The sequence below is a fragment of the Streptomyces sp. NPDC002125 genome (assembly GCF_053593715.1).
Map to the genome: position 1 here is coordinate 380087 of NZ_JBSFDD010000005.1, position 16298 is coordinate 396384.

Annotated in this window: 16 protein-coding genes and 1 rRNA gene; 3 read left to right on the forward strand and 14 right to left on the reverse strand. The window is 70.5% G+C overall.

The features are described from left to right. Positions 1 to 49: 49 nt before the first annotated feature. The 5 genes from ACWCQM_RS12420 to ACWCQM_RS12440 all read right to left on the reverse strand — a co-directional run bounded on the left by ACWCQM_RS12420 (position 50) and on the right by ACWCQM_RS12440 (position 5530). A complete protein-coding gene (locus tag ACWCQM_RS12420; protein WP_450915249.1) occupies positions 50 to 1717 on the reverse strand; it encodes a uroporphyrinogen-III synthase in 1668 nt (555 codons plus the stop codon). Further along, the gene (hemC, locus tag ACWCQM_RS12425; protein WP_450915250.1) at positions 1714 to 2700 is read right to left on the reverse strand and encodes a hydroxymethylbilane synthase; all 987 of its coding nucleotides are present in this window, start codon (positions 2698 to 2700) and stop codon (positions 1714 to 1716) included. Before hemC ends, ACWCQM_RS12420 begins: the two co-directional genes overlap by 4 nt. Continuing rightward, positions 2697 to 4184: a glutamyl-tRNA reductase gene (locus ACWCQM_RS12430; protein WP_450915251.1), complete on the reverse strand. Its 1488-nt coding sequence runs from the start codon at positions 4182 to 4184 to the stop codon at positions 2697 to 2699. Before ACWCQM_RS12430 ends, hemC begins: the two co-directional genes overlap by 4 nt. Further along, on the reverse strand, positions 4181 to 4969 hold the full coding sequence (locus ACWCQM_RS12435; protein ID WP_450915252.1) for a redox-sensing transcriptional repressor Rex: 789 nt from the start codon (positions 4967 to 4969) through the stop codon (positions 4181 to 4183). Before ACWCQM_RS12435 ends, ACWCQM_RS12430 begins: the two co-directional genes overlap by 4 nt. Positions 4970 to 5254: 285 nt before the next feature. After that, on the reverse strand, positions 5255 to 5530 hold the full coding sequence (locus ACWCQM_RS12440; RefSeq protein ID WP_073753511.1) for a glutaredoxin family protein: 276 nt from the start codon (positions 5528 to 5530) through the stop codon (positions 5255 to 5257). Positions 5531 to 5674: 144 nt separating this feature from the next. Here ACWCQM_RS12440 and ACWCQM_RS12445 point away from each other — a divergent pair, with 144 nt between their 5' ends. The 3 genes from ACWCQM_RS12445 to ACWCQM_RS12455 all read left to right on the forward strand — a co-directional run bounded on the left by ACWCQM_RS12445 (position 5675) and on the right by ACWCQM_RS12455 (position 9194). Continuing rightward, the gene (locus ACWCQM_RS12445; protein ID WP_450915253.1) at positions 5675 to 6607 is read left to right on the forward strand and encodes an HAD family hydrolase; all 933 of its coding nucleotides are present in this window, start codon (positions 5675 to 5677) and stop codon (positions 6605 to 6607) included. A 391-nt stretch (positions 6608 to 6998) separates the two neighbouring features. Continuing rightward, positions 6999 to 7784, forward strand: coding sequence for an ECF subfamily RNA polymerase sigma factor, BldN family (locus ACWCQM_RS12450; protein ID WP_450915254.1), 786 nt, complete (start codon positions 6999 to 7001; stop codon positions 7782 to 7784). Between the two features lie 210 nt (positions 7785 to 7994). Further along, complete coding sequence (locus ACWCQM_RS12455; protein ID WP_450915255.1) at positions 7995 to 9194, forward strand: DUF5667 domain-containing protein; 1200 nt, start codon at positions 7995 to 7997, stop codon at positions 9192 to 9194. A gap of 71 nt (positions 9195 to 9265) precedes the next feature. On the opposite strand, the gene ACWCQM_RS12460 is transcribed toward ACWCQM_RS12455, so the two are convergent. From ACWCQM_RS12460 to rrf, 9 genes are all read right to left on the reverse strand, one after another. Continuing rightward, on the reverse strand, positions 9266 to 10306 hold the full coding sequence (locus tag ACWCQM_RS12460) for a lysophospholipid acyltransferase family protein (RefSeq protein WP_450915256.1): 1041 nt from the start codon (positions 10304 to 10306) through the stop codon (positions 9266 to 9268). 16 nt (positions 10307 to 10322) lie between these two features. Further along, on the reverse strand, positions 10323 to 11393 hold the full coding sequence (locus ACWCQM_RS12465; RefSeq protein WP_450915272.1) for an NAD-dependent epimerase/dehydratase family protein: 1071 nt from the start codon (positions 11391 to 11393) through the stop codon (positions 10323 to 10325). A gap of 236 nt (positions 11394 to 11629) precedes the next feature. Beyond that, a complete protein-coding gene (locus tag ACWCQM_RS12470) occupies positions 11630 to 11728 on the reverse strand; it encodes a 30S ribosomal protein bS22 (protein WP_003948845.1) in 99 nt (32 codons plus the stop codon). A gap of 110 nt (positions 11729 to 11838) precedes the next feature. Continuing rightward, positions 11839 to 12051 (reverse strand): helix-turn-helix domain-containing protein, encoded by a 213-nt coding sequence (locus tag ACWCQM_RS12475; RefSeq protein ID WP_158070919.1) that lies wholly within the window; start codon positions 12049 to 12051, stop codon positions 11839 to 11841. A 128-nt stretch (positions 12052 to 12179) separates the two neighbouring features. Beyond that, complete coding sequence (locus ACWCQM_RS12480; RefSeq protein WP_450915257.1) at positions 12180 to 12995, reverse strand: phosphatase; 816 nt, start codon at positions 12993 to 12995, stop codon at positions 12180 to 12182. 98 nt (positions 12996 to 13093) lie between these two features. After that, a complete protein-coding gene (locus ACWCQM_RS12485) occupies positions 13094 to 14266 on the reverse strand; it encodes an acetoin utilization protein AcuC (protein ID WP_450915258.1) in 1173 nt (390 codons plus the stop codon). After that, a complete protein-coding gene (locus ACWCQM_RS12490) occupies positions 14235 to 15443 on the reverse strand; it encodes an MFS transporter (RefSeq protein ID WP_450915259.1) in 1209 nt (402 codons plus the stop codon). Before ACWCQM_RS12490 ends, ACWCQM_RS12485 begins: the two co-directional genes overlap by 32 nt. A 42-nt stretch (positions 15444 to 15485) precedes the next feature. Further along, positions 15486 to 16133 (reverse strand): HAD family hydrolase, encoded by a 648-nt coding sequence (locus tag ACWCQM_RS12495; protein ID WP_450915260.1) that lies wholly within the window; start codon positions 16131 to 16133, stop codon positions 15486 to 15488. A gap of 72 nt (positions 16134 to 16205) precedes the next feature. Next, positions 16206 to 16298: ribosomal RNA gene (gene rrf / locus ACWCQM_RS12500) — 5S ribosomal RNA — on the reverse strand; the annotation flags it as partial.

The following is a 16298-nucleotide window of genomic DNA, read 5'->3' on the forward strand; positions in this document are numbered from 1 at the left end:
CACTTCCCGGGGGAAGTGGCCGGCCCTCACGTGGTGCCGTGGTCCGCGCTCAGGTGGTCGTCCGGCGACGCCGTGCGCCGGGGCGCCGCTCGCTCGGGCGGGTCACCGGGTCACCGGCCTCCTTGGCCGCGTCCCGGCGCTGCGCGCCGAAGTCCGCCAGCGCCTGGGCCAGCTTGTGGACCGAGGGCTCCGGGGACAGGACGTCGACCCGCAGGCCGTGCTCCTCCGCCGTCTTCGCCGTCGCGGGGCCGATGCACGCGATCACCGTCACGTTGTGCGGCTTGCCCGCGATACCGACCAGGTTGCGGACGGTCGAAGACGAGGTGAAGAGCACCGCGTCGAAGCCGCCGCCCTTGATCGCCTCACGGGTGTCCGCCGGCGGCGGCGACGCGCGGACCGTGCGGTACGCGGTCACGTCGTCGACCTCCCAGCCCAGCTCGATGAGCCCGGCCACCAGGGTCTCCGTGGCGATGTCCGCCCGCGGCAGGAACACCCGGTCGATCGGGTCGAAGACCGGGTCGTAGGGCGGCCAGTCCTCCAGCAGACCGGCGGCCGACTGCTCGCCCGACGGCACCAGGTCCGGCTTCACACCGAAGTCGACGAGCGCGGCGGCGGTCTGCTCACCGACGGCCGCGACCTTGATCCCGGCGAAGGCACGGGCGTCGAGCCCGTACTCCTCGAACTTCTCCCGTACGGCCTTCACCGCGTTCACCGAGGTGAAGGCGATCCACTCGTATCGGCCGGTGACCAGGCCCTTGACCGCCCGCTCCATCTGCTGGGGCGTACGCGGCGGCTCGACGGCGATCGTCGGGACCTCGTGCGGCACGGCACCGTAGGAACGCAGTTGGTCGGAGAGCGACGCCGCCTGCTCCTTCGTGCGCGGCACGAGCACCTTCCAGCCGAACAGCGGCTTGGACTCGAACCACGCGAGCTGGTCGCGCTGGGCGGCGGAGCTGCGCTCCCCGACCACGGCTATGACCGGCAGGTGCCCCTCCGGCGAGGGAAGGACCTTGGCCTGCTTGAGGACCTGGGCGATGGTGCCCAGCGTGGCCGTCCAGGTGCGCTGGCGGGTCGTCGTACCCGCGATCGTGACAGTGAGCGGGGTGTCGGGCTTGCGGCCCGCGGAGACCAGCTCACCGGCGGCCGCGGCCACCGAGTCCAGCGACGTCGACACGACCGCGGTCGCGTCGCTCGCGCCGACCTCGGACCAGCAGCGGTCCGAAGCGGTACGCGCGTCGACGAAGCGCACATCGGCACCCTGCGCGTCACGCAGCGGCACACCGGCGTACGCGGGCACGCCCACGGCGTTCGCGATACCGGGCACGACCTCGAAAGGCACACCTGCGGCAGCGCAGGCGAGCATCTCTGCGCCCGTGTTCCCGTCCATGCCCGGGTCACCGGTGACGGCACGGACGACCCGCCTGCCGCCCTTCGCTGCCTCCATGACAAGATTGGCGGCATCCCTGAGAACGGGTACTCCGACGGGTGTTGACGACATGTCAACAACCGTCAGCTCAGGCGTGCTTACCCCTGCCCGCGCATGGCAGCGGACGACGTCGAGAACCTCGGGTTCGGCGACAAGGACGTCCGCGCTCGCAAGCGCCTCGACGGCGCGCAGTGTCAGCAGTCCCGGGTCGCCGGGACCGGCGCCGAGGAAGGTGACATGCCCTGAGGACAGGACAGGGAAGTCGGATACGACAGGGCCGGTGGGGCTCAAAGTGCTCGCTCCCCCATAAGACCGGCCGCACCCTTGGCAAGCATCTCGGCCGCGAGCTCGCGACCGAGGGCCGCCGCGTCGTCGTGCGACGTGGGGACGGGACCGGTGATGGACAGCTGCACCAGGGAAGTGCCGTCGGTCGAACCGACAACACCGCGCAGGCGCAGTTCGTTGACAACCTGCCCGTCGGCCAGGAGATCGGCCAGCGCACCCACAGGTGCGGAACAGCCGGCCTCCAGGGCGTTGAGCAGGGCGCGCTCGGCGGTCACGGCGACCCGGGTGTACGGGTCGTCGAGCTCGGCGAGAGCTGCGGCGAGGTCCGTGCTGCTTTCAGCACATTCGATCGCCAGTGCTCCCTGGCCGGGAGCGGGCAGAACGGTGTCGACCGGCAGGAAGCCGGTCACCTCGTCCGTGCGTCCGAGGCGGCTGAGCCCGGCGGCGGCGAGTACCACCGCGTCCAGCTCCCCGCTTCGTACAAATCCGATGCGCGTATCGACGTTCCCGCGGATCGCGACGGTCTCTATCTCCAGACCGTGCGAGCGGGCGTACGCGTTGAGCTGCGCCATGCGGCGCGGCGAACCGGTGCCGATGCGGGCGCCGGGCGGCAGCTCCTCGAAGCTCAGCCCGTCCCGGGCGACCAGCGCGTCACGCGGGTCCTCGCGCTCCGGCACGGCGGCCAGGACGAGACCCTCGGGCTGCGTGGTCGGCAGGTCCTTGAGCGAGTGGACGGCGAAGTCCACCTCACCGCTCAGCAGCGCCTCACGCAGGGCCGCGACGAACACACCGGTCCCGCCGATCTGCGCCAGGTGCTCACGGGAGGTGTCTCCGTACGTGGTGATCTCGACGAGCTCGACGGCACGCCCGGTCACCTCACGGACCGCATCAGCGACCATGCCGGACTGCGCCATGGCGAGCTTGCTGCGCCGGGTGCCTAGCCGGAGGGGTGGTTTGGTCTCCCCGCCCAGGGGTGAGTTGTCGGTCATGACCGCCCTCTATTCGGGTCGTTCAGGTCTGCCCGTGAGACGGCGGCCACCGTCTGCGGGTCGAGGTCGAAGAGTTCCCGCAGCGCATCGGCGTACCCGGCGCCGCCGGGCTCGCTCGCGAGCTGCTTGACCCGCACGGTGGGCGCGTGCAGGAGCTTGTCGACGACGCGGCGCACGGTCTGCGTGATCTCGGCGCGCTGCTTCTCGTCCAGGTCGGGGAGGCGTCCGTCGAGCCGCGCGATCTCGGCGGCCACCACATCGGCGGCCATGGTGCGCAGGGCGACGACGGTCGGGGTGATGTGGGCGGCGCGCTGGGCGGCACCGAAGGCGGCGACCTCGTCGGCGACGATGGTGCGCACCTGGTCCACATCGGCGGCCATCGGGGCGTCCGCGGACGCCTCGGCGAGCGACTCGATGTCGACGAGGCGCACACCGGCGACGCGGTGGGCCGCTCCGTCGATGTCGCGCGGCATCGCGAGGTCGAGCAGGTGCAGCCGGACGGGGCCGGTACCGGCGGGGTACGCGGACGCCCGGCGCACGGCCCGGTCCTGCGCGGCGGCGGAACCGTTCTCCACCCACGCGGCATGCTGGTCCAGCTCGTCGGGCGCTGCCGCGGCGGGGGCCTCGGGGGCCTGCGCGGCACTCTCGTACGCGACACCGAGTGCGGTGGCGACGGCCTCGGCGGTCAGGACGAGGCCCGTCGCCCCGGTACAGGAGACGACCACGTCGGCACGTGTCAGTTCGTCCGCGACCCCGTCCATCGCGACGGCGCGGGCCGTCGGCACCCCGGCCTGGCCGAGGATCTCGACGAGCCGGTCGGCACGGGCGCGGGTCCGGTTGGCGACGACGATCTCCTCGACGCCGGCCCGGGCCAGGGTGGCGGCGGCGAGCGAGGACATCGAGCCCGCCCCTATCACCAGGGCGCGCTTGCCGGCGGCCCACTCGGTGACCTCGGAGCCGTCGGCCAGCTGCTCCAGGCCGAAGGTGACGAGCGACTGCCCGGCCCGGTCGATCCCGGTCTCGCTGTGGGCGCGCTTGCCGACCCGCAGAGCCTGCTGGAAGAGGTCGTTCAGGAGACGGCCCGCGGTGTGGAGCTCCTGGCCCCGCGCGAGCGCGTCCTTGATCTGGCCGAGGATCTGACCCTCGCCCACGACCATCGAGTCCAGCCCGCACGCCACCGAGAAGAGGTGGTGGACGGCGCGGTCCTCGTAGTGCACATAGAGATAGGGAGTGAGCTCGTCCAGACCCACGCCGCTGTGCTGCGCGAGAAGCGTGGACAGCTCGGCGACACCCGCGTGGAACTTGTCCACGTCCGCGTAGAGCTCGATGCGGTTGCAGGTGGCCAGGACGGCGGCCTCGGCCGCGGGCTCCGCGGCGAGGGTGTCCTGAAGCAGCTTGATCTGGGAATCGGCGGCCAGCGACGCCCGCTCCAGCACGGAGACGGGGGCACTGCGGTGACTCAGTCCTACGACCAGGAGACTCATGCCGGCATCACGGCGGTCATGTCCCCGTCAGGTCCCTTCCGGCCGGTGGGGGTGGCGCGCATCGGCGGGGCCTCGTCCGCGTCGGCGTCGGCGACGGGCGCCCTGCCGTCGGCAGCGGCCTCCTCGCCGGCCTTGCGCTGCTCGTGGAAGGCGAGGATCTGCAGCTCGATCGAGAGGTCGACCTTGCGCACGTCGACGCCTTCGGGCACGGAGAGCACCGTCGGCGCGAAGTTCAGGATGGAGGTCACCCCGGCGGCCACGAGACGGTCGCAGACCTGCTGGGCCGCGCCGGGCGGGGTGGTGATGACGCCGATGGACACACCGTTGTCGCTGATGATCCGGTCCAGGTCATCGGTGTGCTGGACGGCGATCCCGGCCACGGGCGTACCCGCCATGGCGGGGTCCGCGTCGATGAGGGCGGCGACCCGGAAGCCCCTGGAGGCGAACCCGCCGTAGTTGGCGAGCGCGGCGCCGAGGTTACCGATACCGACGATCGCCACGGGCCAGTCCTGGGTGAGCCCGAGCTCACGGGAGATCTGGTAGACGAGGTACTCGACGTCGTACCCGACACCACGCGTGCCGTAGGAACCCAGGTAGCTGAAGTCCTTGCGCAGCTTCGCGGAGTTGACCCCCGCCGCCGCGGCGAGTTCCTCGGAGGAGACCGTGGGAACCGAGCGCTCGGAGAGCGCCGTCAGTGCGCGGAGATACAGCGGAAGCCGGGCGACGGTGGCCTCGGGAATTCCTCGGCTACGGGTCGCCGGTCGGTGAGTTCGGCCAGTTGCCACGGTGCTCCTGCGGGATGAGCGGGGCTGCAGGCGGCCGTATGTCCTATGACCGCCCCGTCGACAGCAGGCTATGTCTTTGTGAACGCGTGCACAAAGATAGTGTCCGTTTTGTCTGGTCAAAGTGACCGGGGTCACGCATATTCCCAGCGTGGTCCCGGAACTAGGGACGACATCAGCCCGTTGCAGGCCCGAAGGGGGCAAGACGGTACACACTCCTCATGTCCACGCCCCCGAGACCACTCAAAACGCCCATGATGTTAACCGGGTTTCGCCAAGGAGTCCCCCTTACGTTCCCAGCGCCGTGCGCAGCCTCGCCGGGTCGACCCGCCAGAAGGTGTGCTGTTCGCCGTCGATCAGGACCACCGGGATCTGCTCCCAGTACTCCTTGTACAGCGCCTCGTCCCGCGTGATGTCCTTCTCCACCCAGGACGCGCCCGTCTCCTCGCACACCTCGCTCACCACCAGCCGGGCGTCGTCGCACAGGTGACACCCGGGCTTCCCGACGAGGGTCACCACCCGGTCCGCGGGCTTCTTCTTCGTACGACGCAGCAGAGCACTCATACCTTCATTCTGCGCCTCCGCGAGCCCCCGCAGAGGCCCTCCGGTTGCGCGGAATCACCCGTTTAACACCCCGGCCCCGGAGAGTTCACACCGTCGCATCCCGCCGGGTCGGGAACTGCGGAACAGAATGGCTATGCTCACGACATGGCCGCTCTTGGATGGCTCACACCCCGCAGGCGCCCCGCCACAGCACGCAGCGTGCTCGCAGGCGAGGCCGCAGCCGAGGCAGCACGGAAGTCGGCGCTCACGGCCGACGAGCTGCCGGCCGCCGAGGAGGAGCGGGAACCCGCCTTCCCCGTCGCCGGGGACGAGCGGGCCGCCGCCTTCTTCGACCTGGACAACACCGTCATGCAGGGCGCCGCGATCTTCCACTTCGGCCGCGGCCTGTACAAGCGGAAGTTCTTCCAGCGCCGCGAGCTGACCCGGTTCGCCTGGCAGCAGGCCTGGTTCAGGCTGGCCGGGGTCGAGGACCCCGAGCACATGCAGGACGCCCGCGACAGCGCCCTGTCCATCGTCAAGGGCCACCGCGTCTCGGAGCTGATGTCCATCGGCGAGGAGATCTACGACGAGTACATGGCCGACCGCATCTGGCCCGGCACCCGCGCCCTCGCGCAGGCCCACCTCGACGCGGGCCAGAGGGTCTGGCTGGTCACCGCCGCCCCGGTGGAGACCGCCACGATCATCGCCCGCCGCCTCGGCCTCACCGGCGCCCTGGGCACGGTCGCCGAATCGGTGGACGGCGTCTACACCGGCCGGCTGGTCGGCGAACCCCTGCACGGCCCGGCGAAGGCCGAGGCGGTGCGCGCGCTGGCGGCGGCCGAGGGCCTGGAGCTGGAGCGCTGCGCGGCGTACAGCGACTCGCACAACGACATCCCGATGCTCTCCCTGGTCGGCCACCCGTACGCGATCAACCCGGACGCCAAGCTGCGCAAGTACGCCCGCGCCCGCGACTGGCGGCTGCGCGACTACCGCACCGGCCGCAAGGCGGCCAAGGTCGGCATCCCGGCCGCGGCGGGCGTCGGCGCCCTGGCCGGCGGCACGGCCGCAGCCGTGGCACTCCACCGCCGCCGCCGCTGACTCCCGCTCCCCCTCTCCCCCGCCCTCGCTGCCCCGGACGCTCCCCGCGCCCGGGGCAGCGGCGCGCCCGGGGTCGTACGGCCAATCGGGAGGGGAACAGCGGGCATGCACACCCATCGCTCCGGCCAGTCGCGTTGCGTGCGCGCGACCACAACCCGTCGTCGCCGCAGGCAGATACCGAAGCGATTCGATCAATAACCGGTCACGATGTGCTACTTGAACCGTCACTTAGAGGTTACGGAAGCGACGTAATCGATGATTTGAGCAACTGGGTGTAGCACGGCCTGTACGAAGCGTTATTCTCCTCAGACGCACAAGGAGCCCGCCACCCGCTACCACGAGTGACGGTTTTCGAACTGCACGTGATGGAAGCTCTGCCTCTGGGAGTCCCGTGTACCCACACGTCGGGGTTGACACCTCGGGCCTGGCTACGCTGCGCGCAACGGTCCTCGACCTCTTGCGCGGCTTCGTCCCCACCGCGTACGCCGTCCCCCAATTTGCCACCCCTGTACCTGCCGGCCCCTGCTACGCGCTGGCCGAACGCAGCGCCGCCGTCGGAAGACGCAGCAGCCGCGGTGCCGCGACCGCTGCGTCGTCGGCTCCCGTCCGCCGGCCGACAGCCGACAGCGACAGCGCGCGCATGATGGATCTCGTCGAGCGCGCGCAGGCCGGTGAGGCCGAGGCCTTCGGCCGCCTGTACGACCAGTACAGCGACACCGTGTACCGGTACATCTACTACCGCGTGGGAGGCAAGGCCACGGCGGAGGACCTCACCAGCGAGACGTTCCTGCGCGCGCTCCGCCGCATCTCCACCTTCACCTGGCAGGGCCGCGACTTCGGCGCCTGGCTGGTCACGATCGCTCGGAACCTTGTCGCCGACCACTTCAAATCCAGTCGTTTCCGACTGGAAGTGACCACTGGCGAAATGCTCGACGCCAACGAGGTCGCGCGGAGCCCGGAGGATTCCGTCCTGGAGTCCCTCTCCAACGCCGCACTGCTGCAAGCCGTACGCCGGCTCAACCCGCAGCAGCAGGAGTGCGTCACCCTGCGATTCCTCCAGGGCCTCTCGGTCGCCGAGACCGCCCGCGTCATGGGAAAGAACGAGGGCGCGATCAAAACCTTGCAGTACCGAGCCGTGCGGACACTCGCACGTCTTCTGCCCGACGACGCCCGCTGATGTCACCATCCGTGACGTGTTCGTGACACACCGATCGGATCATCCTCAGTCCGTAACCCAACTGCCGCGCCACTCGTTGTGCCGGATGCAGGCCCCCTGTCGCCACGCCAGACCGTTTCCGCTCGCTCGTTCGTGTGGAAACACCTCCGGTGGGGCAACCTTCCGAACCCTCAGGGGAGTCGACCGTCATGACGAGAGGAGGTGCCGCCAGTGATCGCAAACGTTTCGGCACACCGGCGGGCGAACGCCTTCGCCCAGGCCCTGGACGAGCAGTCCCCCCAGGGTGCGGCGGCCGCACAGCCCGAGGACCCGGCCCAACCGGCCGACCACGGCAAGCTGTTGGCCCTGGCGAACGGCCTCGGTGAGCTACCCGAGCCGGAATTCGATCCCGAGGTCAAAGTGGTGCAGCGAGCGCAGCTCCTCGCGGCCATGGAGACCATGTTCGCCGAAGGCGGTGCGTCCACGGGCCCTACGGTGCCCGAACAGCGGAGCAGGGGAGCCCACCGGGCCTCCCCCATCCGGAGGCTGCGTCCCCGCTCCCGCTGGGCGAAGGGCCTCACCGCGGGCGGGCTCACGGTCGGTGTGGCCGCGGGAGCATTCGGCGGTGTGGCCGCTGCCAGTTCCGACGCCCTGCCCGGTGACTCCCTCTACCCGCTCAAGCGCGGCATGGAGGACATCAGCCTCGGCCTGGCCGACGGCGACGCCGCCAAGGGTGAGGCTTACCTCGACCAGGCGTCGACCCGCCTCGGCGAGGCCCGCAGGCTGATGGAGCGCGCCCGCGCGGGGGAGCTGGACCACGAATCGATCGGCGAGATCAGGCGCACGCTCAACGGCGTGTCCCACGACGCCACCGAGGGCCACCGCCTGCTCCACAGCGCCTACCAGCGCGACGGAGCCATCGGCCCCATCCAGACCCTGGACTCCTTCTCGCGCTCGCACCGCGCGGCCTGGAGCAGCCTCCGCGACCGGCTGCCGGTCCAGCTCAACGACATCGGCGAGAAGGTCAGCTCCGTCTTCGAGGCCATGGACCAGGAAGTCGCACCGCTGAAGTCCCTGCTGCCCCGCACCCCGGGCACCACCGGGGACGCACCCGCGGAGGACTCCCGCCAGGGCGAGCCCGGCTCGTCGGCCCCCGGCCGTACGGCGCCCTCCGCCTCCTCGGCCCCGGAGGACAGCGCCTCCACGAGCTCCTCGCCGAAGCCCTCCGGCTCCGGCAGCAGCTCGTCCGACGGCCTGCTCGGCGGCGGCACGGGCGACGGACTGCTGGACGACCTCCCGTCGGACGACACCACCCCGTCGTCCCCGGGCGGCAGCTCCGGCTCGTCCGCAGCACCGGACGTCACCCTTCCCCCGCTGCTCCCCGGCCTGCTGCCCGGCCTGGGCATCGAGGGCGAGGACGTCGAGCCGTAAGCACGTGCGCACGACCGAGGGGGCCGTCCGATCCGGGCGGCCCCCTCGGTCACGCGGTCACCGCCCTGGGATCAGAAGAAGACCGACCGGCGCTGCACCAGAAGCTTGTACAGCGTGTGCTGGATCTGCTCCCGCACCTGGTCCGTCAGATTGAACATCAGCATCGGGTCCTCCGCCGCCTCCGGCGGATAGCCGTCCGTGGGGATCGGCTCCCCGAACTGGATGGTCCACTTCGTCGGCAACGGCAGCGCGCCCAGCGGTCCCAGCCACGGAAACGTCGGCGTGATCGGGAAGTACGGAATCCCCAGAATCCGCGCCAGCGTCTTGGAGTTGCCGATCATCGGGTAGATCTCCTCGGCACCCACGATCGAGCACGGCACGATCGGCACCCCGGCCCGCAGCGCCGTCGACACGAAGCCGCCCCGCCCGAAGCGCTGGAGCTTGTACCGCTCACCGAACGGCTTCCCGATGCCCTTGAAGCCCTCCGGCATCACTCCCACGACCTCGCCGGCCTGGAGGAGCCGCTCCGCGTCCTCCGAGCACGCCAGGGTGTGACCGGCCTTCCTGGCCAGCTCGTTGACCACCGGGAGCATGAAGACCAGATCGGCCGCGAGCAGCCGCAGATGCCGTCCGGCCGGATGGTTGTCGTGCACCGCGACCTGGAGCATCAGCCCGTCCAGCGGCAGCGTCCCGGAGTGGTTGGCCACGATGAGCGCCCCGCCGTCCGACGGGATGTTCTCGATGCCCTTCACCTCGACGCGGAAGTACGTGTCGGCGAGCGGCCGCAGCACCGACATCAGGACCTGGTCGGTCAGCTCCTCGTCGTAGCCGAACTCGTCGACCTCGTAATCACCCGTGAGCCGCCTCCGCAGAAAGGCCAGCCCGCCCGCGACGCGACGCTCCCAGCCGCTCCCCGGGGCAGGCCTGTCGTCCCCAGAGGCGGCCTCGGCGGCCCCCTCGGGCACCTGCCCGCCCGGCAGGGCGCTCACGGGCGCCGGACCGGCGGAGGCGGGCACCTGGACCCGGCCGCCGCCCGGCGGCACACCTCTGCGCCGCCCCGCGCCGGAGCGCGAACGGTCGTCGTCGAAGGGAATGACCTTGGCGTCCGCCATCGTCGGTCGCGCTCCTCTACCTGGCGCCGTGCGTCGAATGTGTCGTACCGGCCGCTCCCTGGCCGAGCGGCAGCTCGGCCAGCCGGCCCACCGCCCTGCCCACCCGCTCCGGAGGCAGCAGCCCGGGGCCCCGGCTCCGCGCGAACTCCGCGAACGTCTCGGCGGTGGTGAACTTCGGCCGGAAGCCCAGCGTTTCCCGCATCTGGACGGTCGAGACGACCCTGCCGTGGGTGAGCAGCCGGATCTGCTCCGGCGAGAAGTCCGTCATCCCGATCGTGCGGAGCGCCGAGCCCACCCAGGTGACGGCCGGCAGCAGCAGCGGCACGGTCGGCCGCCCCAGCCTCCGCGAGCACTGCGAGAGCAGCAGCACCCCCTCGCCCGCGATGTTGAACGTGCCGCTGTTCAGCGTGCCCCGCCGGGGCTCACGCGAGGCGATCTCCAGTACGTCGACGACGTCGTCCTCGTGCACGAACTGGAGCCGGGGGTCGTAGCCGAAGACCGTCGGCAGCACCGGCAGCGCCAGATAGTCGGCGAGCGGCGAGTCCGGCTCGGGGCCCAGGATGTTCGCGAACCGCAGCACGCACACCGCCACGTCCGGCCTGCGTCGCGCGAATCCGCGCACGTACCCCTCGACCTCCACCGCGTCCTTGGCGAAGCCGCCGCTGGGCAGGGACTTGGGCGGCGTCGTCTCCGTGAAGACCGCGGGATCGCGCGGAGCGGAGCCGTAGACGTTGGTACTGGACTTCACCACGAGCCGCTGCACCGTCGGGGACTTCTGGCAGGCACCCAGCAGCTGCATCGTGCCGATGACGTTGGTCTCCTTGACCGTCGTCCGGCCACCGGCACCGCTCGCCTTCGCCGACACGTCCAGATGCACGACCGTGTCGACGGAATGCTCGGCGAGGACCCGGGTGATCGCGGACTGCCGGATGTCCGCCAGGACGAATTCGGCGTCACCCAACTGATGCGAGGGCGCGACCGCGTCGACGGCGATCACCCGGTCCACACCGGGATCGCGCTGGACGCGCCGCACGAAGCGGCCACCGAGCTGCCGGGCCGCGCCTGTGACGAGCACGATCTTCCCCAAGATCAGCGCCTTCCGTCGTTCGATCACCGAGCGGGGTCTTCCCCTGGCCGTCACGGTAGTCGGTGGACGTTGCCCTGTGATGACCCCAGGCGGCCTTTACCGAACCGATGACGGAATACCACCGGAACGCACACACTTCCGGCCCTGGTCACGGGCCCGGAGAACGGCCCGGGAAACGCACCGAGGCCCTCCCGCCAGGACGGCGGAAGGGCCTCGGATTCACGAACTGCGTTCGCTTACTTCTTGTTGCGACGCTGAACGCGCGTGCGCTTGAGCAGCTTGCGGTGCTTCTTCTTGGCCATCCGCTTGCGCCGCTTCTTGATAACAGAGCCCACGACTACCCTCGCTTACTTCATCTTCACTGGTGCGGGGCGTCTGGGCCCACACGACCTACGTCGGCCTAGCCTACCCGCCACCGCGTGAGGGGCGTAATCCGAGGGCAACCTCAGGCTGACTCCACCCCCACGAAGGACTCACGGAGATACTCGTGAACCGCTTGCTCCGGCACCCGGAAGGACCTTCCCACCCTGATCGCCGGCAGATGACCGCTGTGCACCAGCCGGTACACGGTCATCTTCGACACCCTCATGACCGACGCGACTTCCGCCACGGTCAGAAACTTGACCTCGTTGAGAGGCCTCTCGCTGTCAGCAGCCATGACCCACCTGTACCTTCCGCACGAGACGCGCACCGGCTTCCCCTCCGGTGACTCTTCGTCGCTGTGCGCTCACTCCCCAGATTAGGGGCGGGTGATGCGAGTGGGGAAGAGGTGAGACGATCGGCCGCCTACTGTGACAGACACGCCCGATTGAGTACATACCGAGTAAGAGGGCGGTAGTAGTCGGACCGCACGGCGTCATCAAGCGGAACGGCGACGGACACCCGCCCCTCCGCCTCACCCACGAACAGCGCCGGATCATCCGTATCTGCCAGACCGATGGCCTCAATGCCCAGCTGACCTGCTCCGCAGACCCATCCGTGGTCCCCCACCACGAGCTCCGGCAGCACCCCCTGGCTCTCCACGGCCTCCTCCAGCACGGCCCGAACCGGCAGCGGCGAGTGGGTGTGCGCGCCGGTGGCACCCCCGGGGGGCCGCACGCCCGGTTCGCGCACCAGCGCGACACCTTGTACGTAGTCCAGGTTGTACGTGCGTACGCCGAACCGGGTCGTTATGTCGACACATCGCCCCTGCGCGGGAGTGAGCACCGCGCACCCTGCCGCCGACAAAGCGTCTGCCAGCCCGGCGTAGAACCCGAGCAGCCGGTGCGGATGACCCGTGCCGAACAGCACCGGAGCCCGTCTCTCGACCGCCCGCCGGAGGCACCGCGCGAACGCGTCCAGCGCCGCGAGCGTCCGTTCGGGATCGATCACATCGGGCCCCGACACATGACCGGGATCGTCCGAGACACCGCACTTGTCGGCCATCAGCCGTAACAGCTCGGGCTCTCCCCATACCCGCTCCGGATCGAGCCCGAGCAGCACACGGGGGTCTCTCGCCGCGAACAGCCGATAACTCCGCAGACTCGTCTCCCGCGGCGTGGCCACAGGCCCGGCCAGGCGGGCCGCCAGCAGATGAGCGCGCAGCGCTCCGGTGCTCAACACCCTCCCGATGCTCCCGCAAGGACCACGCCGCCGGGCGGGAAACCCACAACCGCACCACCGTTGGCGTAACGGCCCCGGGGGATGCCCGTGACCCTCCCTCAGGCCAGCAGCCCCCGCAGCGGGAACGCCGAGCGCCTGGTCGCCAGCACCGCCTGGTCCAGCCGGTCCGCCGGGTCGTACCCGTCCTCCCACGGCTTCCAGGACGGCGTACGCCCGTCCGTCATCCGAGCCGGCCCCAACTGCCGCGTACGGGCGTAGACCTCGTCCCTCCACGACGACGGGATCACCGACTCCGGGTCCACCGGAGCGTGCGCGGCGATCCCCACGAGATGCGTCCAGGACCGCGGCACCACATCCACCACCGCGTAACCGCCCCCGCCGAGCGCCACCCAGCGCCCCTCCTCCGCATAGGCGTGGGCCAGCTCATGACATGCCGTCATCACCGCACGCTGCGCGTCCAGGGACACGGCGAGATGGGCCAGCGGATCCTCGAAATGCGTATCGGCACCGTGCTGCGTCACCAGCACCTGGGGCCGGAAGTCCGCCAGCAGCTCAGGTACCACCGCGTGGAACGCCCGCAGCCATCCCGCGTCCCCCGTCCCCGCCGGCAGCGCCACATTCACCGCACCGCCCTCACCCGCCCCGGCACCGGTCTCTTCCGGCCACCCGGTCTGCGGGAACAACGTGCGCGGATGCTCGTGCAGCGACACGGTCAGCACCCTGGGGTCCTCCCAGAACGCCGCCTGCACCCCGTCCCCGTGGTGGACGTCCACATCGATGTACGCCACCCGCTCGGCGCCCAGCTCCAGCAGCCGCGCGATCGCGAGCGCCGGGTCGTTGTACACACAGAAGCCCGAGGCCGCCCCGGGCATCGCGTGGTGCAGCCCGCCGGTGAAGTTCACCGCGTGCGCGCTCCGCCCCCGCCACACCGCCTCCGCGGCACCCACCGAGAGCCCCGCGATGAGCGCGGACGCCTCGTGCATCCCGGCGAACGCCGGATCGTCGACGGTCCCCAGACCGTAGGACTGGTCGGCGGCCCGGGGGTCCACGGACGCGGCACGCACGGCATCCAGGTAGTCCCCCCGGTGCACCAGCCGCAGCGTGGAGTCACCCGCCGGCTTCGCCGACCGCACATCCACCGCCCCGTCCAGCCCGAACGCCCGCACCAGCCCCATCGTCAGGGCCAGTCTGACCGGGTCCATCGGATGGCTGGACCCGAAGTCGTATCCCGTTACTGCCTCATCCCACATCAGCTGCGCGCGCCCGCTCATGCCCGCCACCGTATCGGGCGGGCTCCGCGCCGAACGACCGGGCGTACACGAGCGTCGCGAGGACCAGCACCATGGGCACGAGCATCGCCCCGCGATAGCTCCACGCGTCGCCGAGCGCCCCCACGAGCGGCGACCCGACCAGGAAACCCACGTAGTTGAAGACATTCAGCCGGGCGACCGCCACATCGCTCGCCCCCGGGAACATCCGCCCCGCGGCGGCGAACGTCTGCGGCACGATCACACAGAGCCCGAGCCCGAGCAGCGTGAAGCCGAGCATCCCCCACCAGGCCCCCGGCGCCACCGCCACCACCGCGAACCCCAGGGCGGCCACCACACTCCCGCCCCGCACCACGGCCACCGCCCCGAACCTGCGCACCCCGAGGTCACCGACGGCACGCCCCAGCAGCGTGGTCACCATGTAGACGTTGTACGGCACGGTCGCCAGCTGCTCCGAACTGCCCAGCACGTCCTGCAGATACTTCGCGCTCCAGTTGGAGACCGTCGAGTCCCCGATGTAAGCGAACGCCATCACCAGACAGAGCGGCATCAGCAGCCTGAACGGCACGGACGCACCCTGCCCCTGGCCACCCGGCTCCACTGCCGTAACGCCCCCGCCCTTTCCCTCCGCGTACCACCGGCTCCCGATCAAGACCGCGGGCAGCAGCACGGCAACGGCGGGCAGATAGGACACCAGCAGCGAGAGATCCCAGTGCGCCCCGGCCCAGGCCAGCGACGCCCCCGCGATCCCGCCAAGGCTGTAGGCGGCGTGGAACCCGAGCATGATGCTGCGCCCGTACGCACGCTGGAGACTGACGCCCATCATGTTCATCGAGGCGTCGAGGGCGCCCACGGCCAGCCCGAAGACACCCAGCGCGAGAGCCACCTGCCACAGCTCGCTGCCGGCACCCACGGCGAGCAGGGCCAGCATCACGACGGGCTGCGCCCACCTGAGCACGACCCCGGGCCGCACCCGGGCGACCACCTTCTCGGTGGCCACACTGGCGGCCCCGGCCAGGACAGGTACGGCGGCCAGGAAGACGGGCAGCAGCCCGTCGGATATCCCGTACCGGTCCTGGATGGCGGGGATGCGCGTCACGAGCAGAGCGAACGTCACCCCTTGCACCAGGAAGCTCAGGGCGAGTGAGGCTCTGCCGTACCGCAACCGCGCATCCGTCATGGCCGCGAGCGTAGAGCTCGGATCTACCGCTGGGTAGATCGATCAGGCGAGAAGTTTGGGGAGCTGCGACATGTCGGAGAAGTGCCCGGTCACGCCGACGAGCCGGTCCGCAGGCATCATCGAGGTGAATCCGTACACGTCCATGCCGGCCGCGCGAGCCGCCTCGACACCGAGCGGGCTGTCCTCGATCACGACGCACCGGTCGGGGGCTACGCCCATCCGCTCGGCGGCGTGGAGGAACAGGTCCGGGGCGGGCTTCCCCCGCCCGACGTCCTCGGAGCTGAAGACCCACTCGTCCTCGAACCACTGGTCGAGCCCGGTGTTGCGGTGCCCGGCCGCGATCTTCTGGTGGCTTCCGGACGAGGCGACGCAGTACGCCACCCCATCGGCGACGAGCTCGCCCAGCAGCTCCTCGACCCCGTCGACGATGGCCAGCCGTTCCACCTGGAACGCTTCGAGGGTCCGCCTGTGCAGCTCCTCGTCGAAGTCGTCGGGCAGCTTCTGGCCTGTCCGCTCCTCCACCAGGTCGTGGACGCGGTGGATGGCGGCCCCCATGTAGTCGCGGAGCGACTCCTCGTACGAGGTGGGGTGACCGAGCTCCGTGAGGTAGCCGGCCAGGATGGAGTTGGAGATCGGCTCACTGTCGACGAGCACACCGTCGTTGTCGAAGATGACCAGTTCGTAGCGCATGGTTCGACCCTAGACGCTCAGAACGCAGAAAAGCCCCGTGCCACAAGGGCACGGGGCTTTCCCGGAATAATTGTTCGGCGGCGTCCTACTCTCCCACAGGGTCCCCCCTGCAGTACCATCGGCGCTGAAAGGCTTAGCTTCCGGGTTCGGAATGTAACCGGGCGT

Coding starts and splice junctions, on each gene's coding strand:
- hemC (WP_450915250.1), bottom strand. CDS start 2,700: ATGACCGACAACTCACCCCTGGGCGGGGAGACCAAACCACCCCTCCGG.
- ACWCQM_RS12430 (WP_450915251.1), bottom strand. CDS start 4,184: ATGAGTCTCCTGGTCGTAGGACTGAGTCACCGCAGTGCCCCCGTCTCC.
- ACWCQM_RS12440 (WP_073753511.1), bottom strand. CDS start 5,530: ATGAGTGCTCTGCTGCGTCGTACGAAGAAGAAGCCCGCGGACCGGGTG.
- ACWCQM_RS12445 (WP_450915253.1), top strand. CDS start 5,675: ATGGCCGCTCTTGGATGGCTCACACCCCGCAGGCGCCCCGCCACAGCA.
- ACWCQM_RS12460 (WP_450915256.1), bottom strand. CDS start 10,306: ATGGCGGACGCCAAGGTCATTCCCTTCGACGACGACCGTTCGCGCTCC.
- ACWCQM_RS12475 (WP_158070919.1), bottom strand. CDS start 12,051: ATGGCTGCTGACAGCGAGAGGCCTCTCAACGAGGTCAAGTTTCTGACC.
- ACWCQM_RS12485 (WP_450915258.1), bottom strand. CDS start 14,266: ATGAGCGGGCGCGCGCAGCTGATGTGGGATGAGGCAGTAACGGGATAC.
- ACWCQM_RS12490 (WP_450915259.1), bottom strand. CDS start 15,443: ATGACGGATGCGCGGTTGCGGTACGGCAGAGCCTCACTCGCCCTGAGC.
- ACWCQM_RS12495 (WP_450915260.1), bottom strand. CDS start 16,133: ATGCGCTACGAACTGGTCATCTTCGACAACGACGGTGTGCTCGTCGAC.